The organism is Niveibacterium sp. (assembly GCF_041909475.1).
Lineage (GTDB): Bacteria > Pseudomonadota > Gammaproteobacteria > Burkholderiales > Rhodocyclaceae > Niveibacterium.
Genome location: NZ_JAYRDJ010000023.1, coordinates 1 through 14,075, shown reverse-complemented (window position 1 = coordinate 14,075; position 14,075 = coordinate 1). Strand labels below are relative to the sequence as shown.

The following is a 14,075-nucleotide window of genomic DNA, read 5'->3' as shown; positions in this document are numbered from 1 at the left end:
CGGCCGCGCTGCGCCGGACGCCGGGAAGTGATGGATGGTTCGGTTCTCTCTTCGCTCGAAGCCGCTTTTCGCGGGAAAAGCTTGCCTTGGATCGTTTGAAGGGAACAGAATATTGAAAGCGCTTTCAATGCGCAAGAAGCTCAGCTCGCGCGGCACGGATACCTGCAGTGCAGCAGTACGTCGCCCGCGCTTTGCGGCACATCGTCGCGTGATGCCGAAGAATTGGCACACTTGAGATGTCCGACAGGCGCGATACGCGGCTGATCTGATATACAACCCTGAACACAGCTCGCCCCCCCGCACTTCATGACGACAGACCGCCCCATCCCGTCCGAACTGCCCGAGAACATCACGCTTGAGATGGTGGCGCGAACCGCCGGCGTATCTCCGGCCACGGTGTCGCGCATCCTCAACGGATCGGCGCGCGTCAGTGAGCGCAAGCGGGCCGCCGTCGAAGCGGTGATCAAGGAGCTCAACTACCGCCCGAACGCGCTCGCACGCGGGCTGGCTCAAGGGCGTACCAACAGCATTGGCGTGCTCACACAGGACATTGCGTCGCCCTTCTACGGCGAAGCGCTGCGCGGGATCGAGAACGCCCTGAAGGACACCGGGGCGATTCCGCTGATCGTCAGCGGGCACTGGCTGCTGCGTGACGAGGTGGAACGCCTCGAACACCTGCTCTCGCGCCGTGTCGATGGCCTGATCGTGCTGACCGGCAGCCTGCCGGACGAGATGTTGCTCCGCTACGCCACGGAAGTGCCGCTGGTGGTGACCGGACGCGACCTCGAAGGCCCCAACCTGATGAGTCTGCGTTTCGACGACTACGTCGGCGCACGCATGGCCACGCAACACCTGATCGATCTCGGCCACAAACGCATTGCGCACGTCGCCGGCCCGCTGGACCACTTCGACTCGATCGAACGCCTGCGCGGCTACCGCGAGGCGCTGGTCGACGCCGGCATCCAGCCGGACGACGACCTGGTGGTGCATGCCGACTTCCATGAGCCGGGTGGCCTGCTCGCGATCAACCAGTTGATCGCGGCACGCACGCCCTTCACGGCGGTGTTTGCGGCGAACGACCAATCGGCCTTCGGCGCGCGGCTTGCCCTGCATAGCCACGGGATCCGCGTGCCGGAGGACATTTCGGTGGTGGGCTTCGACGACCTGCCGGTCTCCAACTACGTCGTGCCGCCGCTGACGAGTGTCAAACAGCCCGCCTACGAGATGGGCGAGATCGCTGCGCGCGCGCTGGTTGGCATGATCCACGGCGAACCGGCGAAGGGGCGTTTGCCGCAGCCCGAACTGATCGTCCGGGCCTCGTCCCGCCCGCTTCGCCGCTGAGGTCGCGCGTCGCAACACGATCAGGGGCGCTGCGGCGTACCCGCGGCGATCCGCTTGCCGAGAATGATCGCGCTGACTTCGTCGCGATGGGCGTAGGCGATGCGCTCGCCCTGGATCTCGCCGATGCCGACCATGTCGGCCGAGATCGCCTCGTGATCCTCACGCGAGAATGGTGCCTGATAGGTCGTGATCACCCCGAAGACCGGCGCCTTGAGTGATTCGAGCGCGCCGCGCACCGCGTTGCGCTCTGCACTCTGAACTTGGCGGCTCGCCGCTGCGAGCAGCAACATCGCGTCATAGCCTTGCGCCGCCGCCGGCAGGGCCGCGATTGCCTCGGCGCCGCCCTGGCGCTTGAGCGCGAGCAGGAATTCCTGCCGGCGCGAGTTGATCGGATCGGCTACGAGCGTGGTGGGCATACGTACCGCCTGGCCCGACTTGCCCGCGCCCTTCACAAAGGCTGCGCTCGCAAGGTCGCTGCCGCCAACGATGGGCACGTTCCAGCCCATCCGCGCACGGGTGCGCACAATCGCTGCGGTCTCAGCGGTCTGCCCCCACACAACCAAGGCATCAACCTGAGCCGCGCGGGCCTGGTTGAGCAAGCCGACCATGTCGGTCTGGCCACTCTGGAACTGGGCGACGAAAGGCGCCTGCATGCCGCCTTCGGCGTCGCGAACCCAGGCGCGCAAATCGTCCGGCTTGCCGTTGAAGGGCGGCGCGTAGAGCCGCCGACGCAGGCGGTCGCGCAGCATGTCGCGCCCCGCGTTGCCATAGGGCGATGACTCGACGAGGATGCCCAGGCGCTTGTAATGCTGGCGATCGATCGTCTCGCGCACGATCAGGTCTGCTTGGGCAAGATCGCTCGCGGCCACGCGGAAGATGTAGTTGAGTTTGTGCATCGGCGGCTCGAACAAGCGCGTCAGCGACGAGTCAGAGGCGCCGGCGATCAGCACCGGCACGCCGGCTTCCTGCAGGGGTTGCAGCGCCCGCATGGCGACCGCGCTGCTGGTGAATCCGATCACATAGTCGACACCGCCGCGCGCGGCGATTCGTTTGGCTTCGTCCTCGCCGCGATCCGGATCGTTCTGGTCGTCGACTTCGACGAGCATGATCTTGCGGTCCGCGAGGCCGCCCTTCCAGTTGAGTTCTTCGACGGCGAGGCGAACGCCTTGCCGCATGGACAGCCCGGCTTCGGCAGTCGGGCCGCTGAATGTTCCGACGACACCGATACGCACCGGGGCCGCAGTCTGTGCAACCGCGTGCGACGCAAGGCATGCCAGCCCCATTGCCAGCACAAGCGTGATGAGCCTGCTCATGGCCATCTCCTCCAAACGTGGTCTTTAGTCTGCGCCCACCTTTTTTGACGGCGGGTCGTGGGGCACCCGGTGCGGACGGCATGTCGCCGCCCGCACGCGGGTCAGCACCCAGCAGCCACCTTGGGGGCGACTGTGGGGTACAGGGTCAAACCGATCAGAAGTGCATCAGCCAGCCAGCTTCGAACTTGGTGGCGCGGGTGTCCGCCTCGAAGCTCGAGATGTCCGGTGTGCTGAACTTCTTGTTGATCGTGTTGATGCGCAGGAAGGGCTGAGCGCCGACGCCAAGGTTGTAGAGCGCCCAGAAGTCCAGGTTCACGCGCTCGGTCTTCAGGCGGTTGAAGGTCTTGCCGGCGTCATCACCCACGCGGATCGTGTAGGCAGCGCCCCAGGCGGCCGGCGTGTTCCACTTCATCGTTTCGAAGCTGGCGTAGCCCTGCAGGCTCCACGACGCGATGTCGTAGGTGGCCTTGAGGGTCACATCCGACTCTTCGACGAAGTTCTTGCTGCCGTACTGCTGCTCGAAATCCTTCGGACGGTTGTAGCCAGAGTGGTAGGTCGCAGCGAGGTTGACCGGGCCGAGGCGCGTCTTGCCAGTGAAGCCATACGACATGTGGTTCACCTTGCCGTCGCTGGCGGTGACGTACTTGTCGCCGAAGTCGCCGTCGGAGTACAGCAGGCCGGCGCCGAGCAAGCTGCCGTTGCCGAAGTCGTAAGTCACGACGCCGGTGTAGGCGTAACCGTTGCTTTTCGTATCGCCCGACTTGGCGGCATTGCTCTCGGTCTGGAACTGCAGCTCGACGCCGACCGGGCCAAAGCTGTTGCCATAGCGCAGCGCGTTGCCGCGGATGTCGGACATCTGGTAGTAACCGCGCTGGTCACCCCAGACCGGATCAACGGTCGTCAGGTCATACAGCAGACGCATCGGGTTCATGATGTTGCCGACCTGCACACGGCCGTACGGCGTGATCAGCGTGCCGTAGACTTCGTCGTTACACATCGGGCCCTTGCTGTCGCCGTTCACATCGCCGTACGACGAGAAGCCGCCGTGGCCGTTCTGCTGGTAGTTGTCCTGACCGGCGAAGAACGGGTCCCAGTTATGCGAGACCGGCAGTGCCGCGCCGATGTAGCCACCGTTCGCACCGCTCACCGTCGTCGCCACGGTGTTGCAGTTGAAGCCGATGTTGTAGCCGTTCTTCAGATCCTTGGTGCCGGACAGGAACAAGGCAAAGAGGCCATCAACCGAGGTCTTGGTGTTGTCGTAGCCGGTGTTCCAGTCGCCGCTGCGGGTCATCGTGCCGACGCGCGCCTGCACATCGCCACTGACCGAAATGTCGGCGCGGGCGCTGGTGGCGGCCAGGCCGGCCAGTGCCAGTGCAACGGCGCAGACGATCTGACGGCGGCCGGTCGTAAGAGTGGTCCTCATTATTGCTCTCCTCACTTTTTGTAAATGCCCCGTTGGGGCGTTCAGGTGCCAAGCGCTCGTGGCTTGTGCGAACTACATTGCGAATGCGCTTTCATGGCCGCATCCGCACAAAGAAGCTGGATATCGTTGAAATCAGCGGCGGCGCCGGGCTGTGGTGTCTCGCGGGTTTCGCTGAAAATGACAGCGCTTTCATTCCTCGACCCAAAAAAGGAACCGAAAACGCGCGCTGCATCGCCCACTCGCCCCGAGAAAGGCGGGCAGACCTCCGGTGACGGGAGGTCTGCCGCTAAATAGCCACAGGAGTGGCAGGAGGTGGGCTGTTCGGTGGGCCGCGCCGACTGGCCGCGCAACGCCACATCAATGCAGAGCGTGTTCAGGCGCATGGCTTTACTGGCGCGTCAGGCTGCGGCCATCGGCCGCAAACAGGTGGAAGCTGCCGATGCGCGGCATCAGCCCGATACGCGCCCCCGCCTTGACTTCAGCCGGGAAGTCGGCGGCCTTCAGCGTGAGCGCCTGGCGCGACACGACATCGGTGGCATACACGATCGTCGCATCGCCCAGATGCTCGACCAGATCGACGGTGGCCGGGAGCCCGAGACCTTCGTCGACGACCAGCAGGTCTTCCGGACGAACGCCCAGCTGCAATGGGTCGCCATTGCCCGGCGCGACCATGCCGGCGAGCGGCACGCAACGGACGACATCGCCGAAGTGCAGATCGAGCGAGTCGCCACGCTGCACACCAGCGCGGCATTCGATGAAGTTCATCTGCGGGCTGCCGAGGAAGGCGCCGACAAACTGGTTCACCGGCCGGCTGTAAAGATCGAGCGGACGACCGACCTGCTCCACCTTGCCGCCGTTGAATACCGCGATGCGGTCGCCGAGCGTCATCGCTTCGACCTGGTCGTGGGTCACGTAGATCATCGTGGTCTTCAGTTCGGCATGCAGCTTCGCCAGTTCGATCCGCATCTGTACACGCAGCGCGGCATCGAGGTTGGAAAGCGGTTCGTCGAAGAGGAAGACTTTCGGCTTGCGCACGATCGAGCGGCCGATCGCCACACGCTGGCGCTGACCGCCGGAGAGCGCCTTGGGCTTGCGGTCGAGCAGATGCGAAATCTGCAGGATCTCGGCGGCGCGGCCGACGGCAGCCTTCACTTCTTCCTTCGGCTTGCCGGCGAGCTTGAGCGCGAAGCCCATGTTCTCGCCGACCGTCATGTGCGGATACAGCGCGTAGCTCTGGAACACCATCGCCACACCGCGTTGCGAAGGCTGGATGTCGTTGGCACGCACGCCGTCGATCATCAGATCGCCGTCGGTGATGTCTTCGAGGCCGGCAATCATGCGCAGCATCGTGGACTTGCCGCAGCCCGACGGCCCGACGAAAACCATGAACTCGCCGTCATGCACATCGAGGCTCAGTCGCTTGACGACCTCCGGCCCCTCGTTGTCATAACGCTTGCTGATCTTTCGAAGAGAAACACTCGACATTTTTCTATCCCTGCGTCGTCGCGCCGTTTCGTTGCGCGGTAATGTAAGCGGCGTACCAGCGCGCGCTGTCCTTGAGTACGCGACGCTGCGTCGCGTAATCCACATAAATCAGGCCGAAGCGCTTGGCGTAGCCGGAGTCCCATTCGAAGTTGTCGAGCAGGCTCCATTGAAAGTAGCCGCGCACATCGGCGCCCATGGCGATAGCAGCGCGCAGCGCTTCAAGATGGCGCGCGAGGAAATCCACCCGGGCGCCGTCATGCACCGCACCGCCTTCAAGCACGTCAGCACAGGCACAGCCGTTCTCGGTGATGTAGATCGGTGGAGGCGTATAGTCGCGGGCGATCCGTACCAGATGCTCGGTGAGCCCCTGCGGGTAGATCTCCCAGCCCATGTCGGTCACACCGAGCGCACACGGCGCTTGCTCGCCGGCTGCGGCGCCGGCCCAGATGCGGCTGTAGTAGTTGATGCCGAGGAAGTCGATCGGTGCGCGGATCAGGTCCATGTCACCCGGCTGCACGACCGGCGCGTCGGCACCGAGGTGCGCGAGCAGATCCGCCGGATAGGCGCCGCGGAACAGCGGGTCCATGAACAGGCGGTTGCACATTGCATCGGCAAGGCGCGCCGCAGCGCGTGCCGCTTCGGTGTTCGCGGCCGCATAGGCGGGCGACTGGTTCAACACGATGCCGAGTTCGGCACCGCTATCGACAGCACGCATCGCGCGCATCGCGAGGCCGTGGGACAGCAGCAGGTTGTGCGCGACCTGGTAGGCCGCCTTGCGATCCTTCAGGCCCGGTGCAAAGCGGCCCTCTTCGTGACCGATCATCGCGGTACACAGCGGTTCGTTGTGCGTCGCGATCGTCTTCACGCGGTCGCCGAAGCGGCGTGCGAACTCCGCCGCGTAGTCGGCGAAGCGGGCGGCGGTATCGCGATTGCGCCAGCCGCCCTTATCTTCGAGCGCCTGCGGCAGATCCCAGTGATAGAGCGTGGCGTGCGCAGCGATGCCCGCCTCGTCGAGTGCATCGAGCAGACGGGCGTAGAAGTCCCAACCCTGCTCGTTCCAGGCACCGGCGCCGTCCGGCTGCACGCGCGGCCAGGCGATCGAGAAGCGATAGGCGCCGACATTCAACGACTGCATCAGCGCCACGTCTTCGCGGTAGCGGTGGTAGTGGTCGCACGCAACCGCACCGGTGTAGCCGCCGGCCACCTTGCCCGCCTGCGCGGCGAACACATCCCAGATCGACGCACCGCGCCCGTCTTCGGCGGCAGCACCTTCGATCTGGTAGGCACTCGTAGCGACACCCCACACGAAGTCAGCCGGGAAGGGCTGATTCGTGAGGTTTTCGCACAGAGGAGAGGCTGTGGGTTTCATGGCGCGCTGGCGTTGTTCTGGCTCAGGGCCTCAGCCCTTGATGGCACCCGAGGTGAGGCCGGCGATCAGGCGACGCGACGAGATCACGAAGATCACCAGCAGCGGCAGCACGGCGATCGCAGAACCGGCGGAGATCGCACCCCACGGCACCTGGCCGGTGCCTTGCAGCGCACGCAGCGCGAGCGGCACGGTGAACATTTCCATATCGCGGATCACGATCAGCGGCCCGGCGAAGTTGTTCCAGGTGCCAATGAAGGTGACGAGCCCCAGCGTACCGAGTGCTGGCGTGATCAGCGGCAGCACGATGCGCCAGTAGATGCCGAACTCGCTGCAGCCATCGATGCGTGCCGCTTCGGTCAGTTCGCGCGGAATCGCGGAGCTGATGTACTGCCGCATCATGAAGATGCCGAACGCGCCGCAGGCTCCGGGGATGATCAACGCCTTGGGCTGGTTCATCCAGCCGAGCCAGCTCATCACCAGCGCGGTCGGGATCATGCCGACGAAGGACGGCAGCATCACGGTCGCCATGATCACCGCGAAGAGCCGCTCCTTGTACTTGAAGTGGTACATCGCGAACGCATAGCCGGCGAGCGAGCAGAAGAACAGGTTCAGCGCAGTGACCGCAATCGCGATGTAGAAGCTCCAGCCCAGGTTCTTCCAGAAGAACGGCAGCTTGTCGAGCAACAGATTGAGGTTGCCGATGAACGCATCGCCAAACCACACCGGTGGCGGCACCGAGAGGATTTCGGTGTTCGTGTGCGTGGCGAACACGAACATGAACCAGAACGGCGCGAGCATGATGATCGAGCCCGCCGCGACGGTGAAATAGGCGAACCAACGGGTCGGGCTCACGCGCTTGGTGACGATAGCCATGGCCTCAATCCTTCTGCGAAAAGATCTTGTTATTCACCACCGTCAGCAGCGCGATCAGCATGAAGAGCACCCACGCAACGGCGCTGGCGGTGCCGAAGTCGCTGTCGACGAAGGCGGTGTTGTACATGTGCATCGCGGCCGTCTTGCCGGCCTGATCCAGGCCACCAGTACCGCTGGTGATGATGAAAGGCTCCTCGAACAGCTGCAGGTTGCCGATGATCGTCATCGTCACGGCGAGGAACATCATCGGCTTCAGGAGCGGGAGCGTGATGTACCAGAACTGCTGGCGACGCGAGGCGCCGTCGATCGTCGCGGCTTCGTACAGATCGTGCGGAATCGTCTGCAGGGCCGAGAGGTAAAGCACGGTATTCCAGCCGACATAGCGCCAGAACACGACGAACGCGATCATCGGCTTGGTGTATTGCGGCTGGCCCCAATCAATGTTGGTGGTCGGGAACAGCCATGAGAGCGGATGCAGCCCGGCGACTTCGAAATTGCCGATCGAAGTCAGCACCACGTTGACGATGCCGAAGTCACGCGAGAACAGCGAGTTGAAGACCAGCGCAATCGCCACGCTCGACGTGATGAAGGGCAGGAAGTAGATACCTACAACCGTGTTGCGGTACTTCGCGAGGTAGGTGTGTGCAAAGAATGCCAGCGGAATCGCGACGAGGTGCTGCGGCAGGCCGGAGGCAATCGCGAGCCAGAAGGTGTTGAAGAGCGACTTGTGGAACCACTCGTCACCCAGCACGAACTCGTAGTTTTCGATGCCGACCCAGGTCATGCCACCGAGGCCGGTTGCCGCATCCCAGGAGTGGAACGACAGCCAGACGGAGAACAGCAGCGGGAAGAGCCCGAAGCACAGGAACAGGATGAAGAACGGGCTGATGAACACATAAGGTGCCCATTCCCACGGCTGCAGCCTGCGGCGGCTTTTCGCGGGCGCAGCAGCACCCGACCGATCAATAGACATCGGCGCTTCCATTGCGATACTCCGAAAGAAAAGGTGGCCGGGGTGATTCTCGGGAGAGGGGGGGTGAGAGGGACAAGCCCACCCCGGCCGGGGGAACTTAGCGTCGGCGGGCTCGCCGCTCGATCAAGGCCTTGGCATCGGCCAGCGCCTTCGGAATGTCCTTGTTCTGCTCGATCACCTTTTCGAGCTCGGCATTCACGATTTCCTGCGCGATCGAGTCGTACTTGTCGACATCAATCGCCGGGATCTTCTCCGCTGCAACCTTCCACAACTGGCGCGCCTTCTGGCCACCGAGGAAGTCGATCGGCTGATCGATGAACGGATCGTTCTGCGCTTCGATCAATGCAGGGAAAGCATCGAGCTTGCGGAACGACTCGATCTGCATCTTTTTGTCGAGCGTGAGGAACTTGATGAACTCCCAGGCCTCGGTCTTGTTCGCTGCCTTGGTCGGGATCGCGTAGAACGAACCGCCCCAGGATGCGAAGGCACCCGCCGGCAGTTGGGCTGCACGCCAGGCACCCTTGGTGTTCGGCGCCAGCCAGGTTTGCAGGTGGCCGGCGAGCCAGGCACCCATCATCTGCGTACCGATCTGGCCGCGCTTGAAGCCTTCGGACCACTCGTTGCTCCAGGCGCTGATCTTGCCATCCACGCCTGCGGTGTGCGCGGCCTTCGCCAGTTCAAACGCCTTCACGAAACGCGGCGTATCCACCACGCTCTTGCCGGCCTTGTCGAAGTACACGCCATCGCCATCCTTCAGGCCGGAGCGGATATAGATGTCCTTGATGTCTGCCGCGCTGGCGACCAGGTAGGCACCGGTGGCGGCCTTGAGCTTCTTGCCGGACTCGATGTACGACTCCCAGCTCTTGGTCAGGTCGGCCTCGGTCACGCCGGCCTTGTCCATCAGATCCTTGCGATACAGCAGCGTGCCCGGGCCGATGTCCGCCGGGATCGCAGCCAGGCTGCCGTTCGGGCCGGTGGCTTGCGGCACGGTGAAGCGCGCAAACTTGTCCTTGAACTGCGCCGCGTTGTACGGCGGCTTGCTCAGATCTTCCAAGCCACCGGATTCGGCGAACTTGCCGATGAAGCCGACTTCAACCGCCATCACGTCCGGCAAGTTAGAGGCTGTTGCGAGCGAGGTGGTCATTGCCACATGGTGGTCGGCATAGGCCAGGCTCACCAGCTTGATCTCGACATCCGGATGCAGTTTCTTGTAGAGGGGAATCGCCGCCTTCACCGCCGCATCGAGGGCGGGGAATGCCGCCACCGTGATGGTCGTCGCGGCATCTGCCGCCGATCCGCACAGCCCGGCCACAACGGCCGCCGCAATGACGCGGCGCTTGATCAATACACGCATGCTCATCTCCTCTGGATTTGGACGACCTGAAAGGCTGTTTTATGTTTTGAAAGCGCTTTCAGTACGGCGCCAGTGTAGCGCTCCCGGGGTAAGGCCCGTCAACCCTCCCCGACGCAATGGCACAAGCCGCGTCACCCGCCCCCCTCGATCTTGCTTTTCCTGCGCAACAGATCATCGGGAATGTCAGACGGGTGGCCGGCATGGTCTCAGCGTGCGGCAATCGCGCGCGCCAGCGCGACAAGGCCAGGCTCACCAACGCCGATGCGCAGGTCCGCTGGCAGCGGCTCGAGGTACCAACACACGGGATAGCTGATCTGTTCGCCCGGCGCGAGCAACACATACGGGCCGTGGTTTTCCAGCTCGACGTAGAGCGCCTCGTCGTGCCCCCATATCTCAACGGCGCCCTGGCCCGGCGCTAGTGCGTCGCGCGGCGTGACCGGGAAGGTTTTGACGAACAGCAACCGCTGCCCCTGGCCCACATGCGCAAGCCAGCCCTCGCTACCCAGTTCGAAAAGCTTGCGCCCCTTTTCGAGCACCGCAGGGGCAAAGGGGTACCAACAGATACCGTCTTGCCGGACGACCGGCTGCAGGTCCGTCGCCGGCAACCCATCCGACGCGTCGAAGGGAAAGAAGCTCAAGCCGCCGGCGGTGCGGGTGACCTCCCACGGCGCTACGCGCACCGGCGCGTCGCCACAGTTGCTGATGCGGTATTCCAGTTCGATCCGCTCCACGCCCGGTTCGACGCGAATCCGCTTGGTGAAGCGCAAGCCACAGGGATCGACACCGCTTTCGAGCACCAGCGTGTCGCCGTCGTGACTGACGCCGTAAGGCTCGATGTCGAGCACCGCGCGCGGCGGCCAATCCCAGGTGCGCTGGGGGGAATCCCACAGCGTGGAGCCATAGTTGTCGGGATGTACCGAGGCCGGCGTCAGGATCTCCTCGCCATTGCGCGAGAACGACACGATCCGCCCGCCACGGGCCGCATCGACCCCCAGCGCGAGGTCGCCGGCGACAAGCCATTGCAGCCGCTGCAGACAGGCACCACGCAGCGGAACGAAGGGGGAACTAACAGGCATGCTGAATGACCGATGGTTGGCGAAGGTCTGAACAAGTGGCCCCGACAGCACACGCCGGCGCGCCCGCATCCGCAACGACCCGTTCGGAAACCGCGGTCGCGGCGCGCAGATCGTCCGGCGCTGCATTCATCTCGCTCACTGATTCAGCCCTTCGTTAAGGGATGTCCTGTGCGGTCAGGCCTCGGCGGCCCGATTTCAGCGGTTCGCGGCACGACCAGTGCGAGACGCGGCAAAGCCTTGCCGGGCAAGGCGCTCGGAGCCGGCGCACGCAGTCGCGCTGCAACGCAAAATGAAACCGCTTTCACATTTAAGCATCGTTCCCCATGTGCGTCACGCCAGCGCCGCGGCGAAAACCGCCGGAATCCCCTAACCTTTTCGCTGCAAGCCATGCAGCCGCTTCAATCGCGCCTGGTACGGGGTTGTGCACTTTCAGCAAGACGGATCATTTCCTGTGCAGTTAGACTGCAGTCAGATGTAAGCGCTTTCATTTTGATTTTTCGGCCAGCGCCAATCGCCCCGAAGCAAGGGTTCGGCGCTTGGCGCTCCCCTACACATTCAAAGATTCCGAGCACACATGAGCACCTCAAGCGGCAGTTTTGTCACCCTGGACGGTCGGCGTTACTACGAGATTCGCGGCTACGACGAACTGCCGCCCTTCTTCATGACGATGGTGTCGGCCAGCGATCTGTGGCTGTTCATCTCCTCGCACGGCGGCCTCACCGCCGGCCGTGGCGCGCCGGAGCAGGCGCTCTTCCCGTACAACACTTCGGACGTACTGCATCGCAGCGGCCTGCATACCGGCAGCCGCACCTGGCTGCGCGTCGGCGAAGGCGATGCGGCGCGGGAATGGGAGCCCTTCAACCTAGAGCAGCGCGGGCGCTACCGGCTCGAACGCAGCCTGTTGAAGGACGAGCTGGGCATGCGCATCGTGTTCAGCGAAACCAACCACGACCTCGGGCTGTGCTTCGCCTACACCTGGACCAGCGCCGGCCGCTTCGGCATCGTGCGTGAGGCGAGCGTGCGTTCGCTTGCGGCGCCGGTGGCGTTCGAACTGGTGGATGGCGTGCTGAACCTGCTACCGGCCGATACCCCGCGGACGCTGCAGAGCCGCGCGAGCAACCTGATCGACGCCTACAAGTGGAACGAGCTCGAAGCGAACGGTCTGGCCACCTACTCGCTGTATGCGCGGATCAGCGATCGCGCCGAACCAGCCGAGTCGTTGCTCGCCACGGTCGCCTATGCCGTGGGCCTTGAAGGCGCCGAGATCTACCTGGCCGCCAGCGATTTCGATGCCCTGCGCCGTGGCGAGCAGCTCGCCTCGGGCAAGCTGCGCCGCGGCGTGGCCGGTGCCTTCCTGCTGCACACCCGCCTGGCACTGGCCGCGGGTGCGACGCAAAGCTGGCGCATCGTGCTCGATACGCCGCTCAAGCAAAGTGAAGTTGTTGCCCGTGTGAAGGAGCTGGGCGACGCCACTTCACTCGCCCGCGCGCTGGATGCGGCACAAGCGGAGGATGAAGCGGCGCTGCACCAGTTGCTCGCGTCGGCCGACGCCTTCCAGGCCGTCGCGGACGAGCGCACAGCCTGCCACCACATCGCCAACACGCTGTTCAACGTGATGCGCGGCGGGGTATTCGATGATCAGTACCACATCGACCGCGACGACTTCCGCAGCAACCTCGCGCTGCGCAACCGCAAGCTCGTCGAGTGCCACGCCGCCTGGTTCGACAGCCTGCCCGCCTCGCTGACGCTGGCGCAGTTGCAGGGCGCCCTGTCGCAGCAAGCCGATCCGCAACTGCGGCGTCTGAGCATGGAATACCTGCCACTGGTGTTCGGCCGCCGCCATGGCGATCCGAGCCGCCCGTGGAACCACTTCAGCATCCGCGGCCGCAATGCCGACGGCCGACTGCTGCGCGCCTACCAGGGCAACTGGCGCGACATCTTCCAGAACTGGGAAGCGCTGCTGCTGGCCTTCCCCGGCTTCGGGCCCAGTATCGTCGCGAAGTTCGTCAATGCCTCGACGCTGGACGGCTACAACCCGTACCGGATCACGCACGAAGGCATCGACTGGGAAGTCGAGGACGCGGAAGACCCGTGGTCCAACATCGGTTACTGGGGCGATCACCAGCTGATCTACCTGCTGCGCCTGCTCGAACTGTGCGAGCGCCATGACCCGGTCGCACTGCGGCAACTGCTGGGCGATTCGCTCTTCAGCTACGCCAACGTGCCCTACCGCATCGCGGATTTCGACGCACTGCTGGCCGATCCGAAGCACACGGTGAGTTTCTCGAAGGCGGGCGAAAAGCTCGTCGCCGAGCGCTGCGAAACGATCGGCAGCGACGGCCGGCTGGTGCTCGACGCCGCCGGCGAGGTCTACCTCGTCACCTTGGCCGAGAAGCTGCTGGTGCCGCTGCTCGCCAAGCTCGGCAACCTCGTGCCCGGTGGCGGCGTGTGGCTCAACACGCAGCGCCCGGAGTGGAACGACGCCAACAACGCGCTGGTCGGCGCCGGCCTGTCGATGGTGACGCTGTACCACGCACGCCGCTATGTGGACTTCCTGATCCGCCTGTTCGAGGCTCGCCCCGGCGATTTCGCGCTGGGCGCGGACGTCGAGCAATGGCTGCGCGACACCTGCGATGCGCTGCAGGCCTTCGGGGCCGGCAGCGCACAGGACGACGCCGCACGCACCCGCCTGTTCCATGCGCTGGGCCGCGCGGCCGAACGCTACCGCAAGCAGGTCTATGCACAGCCCTGTCCGGGCACCCGCCGCATCGTCAGCAGCAAGTACCTGTTGCAAGCACTGCAGGCGGCGCAAACGGTGCTCGATGAATCGATCGCGCACAACCGCCGCGAAGACGGCCTGTACCACGC

At 64.3% G+C, this 14,075-nt stretch carries 11 protein-coding genes; 2 read left to right on the top strand and 9 right to left on the bottom strand.

Going from position 1 to position 14,075, the window contains the following annotated elements:
* Positions 1-306 precede the first annotated feature (306 nt).
* A complete protein-coding gene (locus ACE3P0_RS14890; RefSeq protein ID WP_172203459.1) occupies positions 307-1,341 on the top strand; it encodes a LacI family DNA-binding transcriptional regulator in 1,035 nt (344 codons plus the stop codon).
* 20 nt (positions 1,342-1,361) lie between these two features.
* Here the strand turns inward: ACE3P0_RS14890 and ACE3P0_RS14885 are convergent, their stop codons facing one another.
* The 9 genes from ACE3P0_RS14885 to ACE3P0_RS14845 form a co-directional block, all read right to left on the bottom strand.
* Complete coding sequence (locus ACE3P0_RS14885) at positions 1,362-2,654, bottom strand: ABC transporter substrate-binding protein (protein ID WP_206254232.1); 1,293 nt, start codon at positions 2,652-2,654, stop codon at positions 1,362-1,364.
* Positions 2,655-2,808: 154 nt separating this feature from the next.
* Complete coding sequence (locus ACE3P0_RS14880) at positions 2,809-4,077, bottom strand: porin (protein ID WP_374403492.1); 1,269 nt, start codon at positions 4,075-4,077, stop codon at positions 2,809-2,811.
* Positions 4,078-4,118: 41 nt separating this feature from the next.
* The gene (locus ACE3P0_RS14875; RefSeq protein ID WP_374403491.1) at positions 4,119-4,460 is read right to left on the bottom strand and encodes a hypothetical protein; all 342 of its coding nucleotides are present in this window, start codon (positions 4,458-4,460) and stop codon (positions 4,119-4,121) included.
* 4 nt (positions 4,461-4,464) lie between these two features.
* A complete protein-coding gene (locus ACE3P0_RS14870; RefSeq protein WP_374403490.1) occupies positions 4,465-5,562 on the bottom strand; it encodes an ABC transporter ATP-binding protein in 1,098 nt (365 codons plus the stop codon).
* Positions 5,563-5,566: 4 nt separating this feature from the next.
* Positions 5,567-6,931 (bottom strand): GH1 family beta-glucosidase, encoded by a 1,365-nt coding sequence (locus tag ACE3P0_RS14865; RefSeq protein WP_374403489.1) that lies wholly within the window; start codon positions 6,929-6,931, stop codon positions 5,567-5,569.
* A gap of 30 nt (positions 6,932-6,961) precedes the next feature.
* A complete protein-coding gene (locus tag ACE3P0_RS14860) occupies positions 6,962-7,804 on the bottom strand; it encodes a carbohydrate ABC transporter permease (protein ID WP_374403488.1) in 843 nt (280 codons plus the stop codon).
* A gap of 4 nt (positions 7,805-7,808) precedes the next feature.
* A complete protein-coding gene (locus ACE3P0_RS14855; RefSeq protein WP_374403487.1) occupies positions 7,809-8,777 on the bottom strand; it encodes a carbohydrate ABC transporter permease in 969 nt (322 codons plus the stop codon).
* 97 nt (positions 8,778-8,874) lie between these two features.
* Entirely contained in the window at positions 8,875-10,131 is a 1,257-nt protein-coding gene (locus tag ACE3P0_RS14850; RefSeq protein ID WP_374403486.1) for an ABC transporter substrate-binding protein, read from the bottom strand.
* Between the two features lie 206 nt (positions 10,132-10,337).
* Positions 10,338-11,207, bottom strand: a complete 870-nt coding sequence (locus tag ACE3P0_RS14845) for a DUF4380 domain-containing protein (RefSeq protein WP_374403485.1) — start codon at positions 11,205-11,207, stop codon at positions 10,338-10,340.
* Positions 11,208-11,781: 574 nt separating this feature from the next.
* On the opposite strand from ACE3P0_RS14845, the gene ACE3P0_RS14840 reads away from it, so the two are divergent.
* The coding region (locus ACE3P0_RS14840; RefSeq protein ID WP_374403484.1) for a hypothetical protein at positions 11,782-14,075 on the top strand (2,294 nt) is incomplete at its 3' end.